The organism is Campylobacter sp. FU_497 (assembly GCF_025772425.1).
Classification (GTDB): Bacteria; Campylobacterota; Campylobacteria; order Campylobacterales; family Campylobacteraceae; genus Campylobacter_D; species Campylobacter_D lari_C.
The window spans coordinates 1-2,169 of record NZ_JAKMSC010000036.1 but is presented as its reverse complement, the minus strand read 5'-3'; the positions used below and the strand labels follow the sequence as shown (position 1 = coordinate 2,169).

Sequence of the window (2,169 nt, the reverse complement as noted above, 5' to 3'; positions counted from 1 at the left end):
TATCATCTTTTAAGATAAAGCTATAATGATCAAAGTTATTAATAGTATTTGCTTTTATATTTGTATTTAATACTAAATGATTATTAGTGCCACTTTTATGCATTAGTGCTTTTGATACAAAGTTATTATCTTTTTTAGTTTGTAAAAAGCTACCTGCTAATACTTTTATATTAGTATTATTAAAAATATTAGTATTACCACTTAAATATAAGGTATTATCATAGCTTTTATCATTTTCACTATATACACCAGAAGCTGCTATGATGATAGTAGAACCATCTTTATACTCATCTATATTTAAATTATTTATATGAGTATAATTATCATGAGTATTCTTAGCTATACCTGCACTAATTACTACTTCACCTTCTCTTTTATCAGAAGCTGTACCTAGAGCTAAATTATCAAAGATAAAAGTATTATTAGCGCTTTCATTTTTTGCATTAATAATATATACATTAGAACTAGCTGCACTTGAATAATCTTTAATATTTAAAGTATTATTATTAGCATTTTCATTGGCTCTTAAAATGATTTTAGAACCTTTATCTATATTAGAAGCATTGGATAAAGATTGCACCATATTATATTTTATAGTGTTTTTTTCTAAATTATCTGCTTCTATAATAGCAGTTAGGTTTCTACCTGATTTTACATTATCTAAAACTATACTATTAGCATTAGCACTACTAGCATAATAATCTTTATTATCTATACTTGCTTTACTAACTCCATATAAGTATAAAGGCATAGCTATGTTTGAGTTTTTAATATTAATGCTATTATTATTTGCTTTAGAACTTAGAGTTTGTGCTGCTGTGATTTGAATTTTATCTTGATGATTTTCAACAGTAAGTCCTTGGGTTAAATCTCCATTGATATGAATACTATTTCTATTAGCTCCTTTAGTAGCTACCCCACCATAAAGATTAAACTCATTTTTACCTGTAAAATTAGAATTAATCTCAAATGGCTTTTTTAGATTAATACTAATGCTATTATCATTAGCTATACCATTATTAGTTATACCTGCATAAAAGTCTAAAAGAGCTTTTACTTCTACATTAGTATTTAATGCTAATAAGGTTTGTAAGTCTTTTATATCTATGGTGTTTTTATAAGCATTACCTTGTATGATTTTACCCCCATAAACTGCTCCTACTAAAATAGCATTGTATGCTAATGGAGTATTTTTAGTATCCACTCTTAAATCTAGTTTTAAATCATTGATTAATACACTATTATTACTTACTTCATAGCTTTGATTATTATTTACATCTACAAAAGCTCCACCTAAGTGAGTAGCAGCTGATGTTGAATATGCTCCACTTGGACCATGAACTAATAAAGAAGCTCCATCTATAATAACCTTATTATTTTTAGCATTGCCATTATAAGTATAAGCTCCTACTACATGAGTCATTCTCTCATCAAAGATATTATCTCCTAAAGCACTTTGTCTATAAGGGGTAGTATGAAAGTCTATCTTTACTCCCTTATTTAATATAACTGTATTATTATTAGTATTAGCATCAATACCAAAAGCACCTACTACATAAGGAGCACCATTTAAAGGTAAGGTGTAAGTATTTTCAACACCCATATTTACATAGGCATCTTTTAAGAAATTTAAAGTGTTATTACTTGCTTCACCTTTTCTTGCTATGGCTGGAGTGATTAAAAAATTATATTTATTATCTAAGCCACTAGCTTTAGGGTTAATTACTTCTTTATCGGTAGGTTTTAAATAATATACTGAAGATAATTCCCCTGCTTTTAATACTAAGGTATTATTATTTGCTTTTGCATTAAAGGTATAAGCAGAAACTAAAAAAGGTATATAGCTTAATTGATTTAGAGTAGTATTAGCTGAGTTAGAACTATGAAAGCCATTAACTACAAAAATATCTTCTTTAATACTTGGAGTAAGTATGTCTTGTTTAAAATATAAATCATTCATTTTAGAATGAGCTTTATCTTTAGGATTATCATAGATTAAAGTAATATTTGAAAGGTTTTTATTGCTAGCCATTTGGCCATAGAAGTTTTTACCACTTAAGAGTTTATATGTATCAAGATTATAATCATAGACATCATTATTATTAAATTTATGTTGTTTGATAATATAAGCATTAGAGGCTTTATCATAGTCTGCCTGGGTAGCAGCTT

Annotated in this window: 1 protein-coding gene; it reads right to left on the bottom strand. The window is 27.0% G+C overall.

What is annotated here, in order from left to right; all coding sequences use genetic code 11:
- The coding region (locus L8W68_RS08155; protein ID WP_263675755.1) for a hypothetical protein at positions 1-2,169 on the bottom strand (2,169 nt) is incomplete at both ends.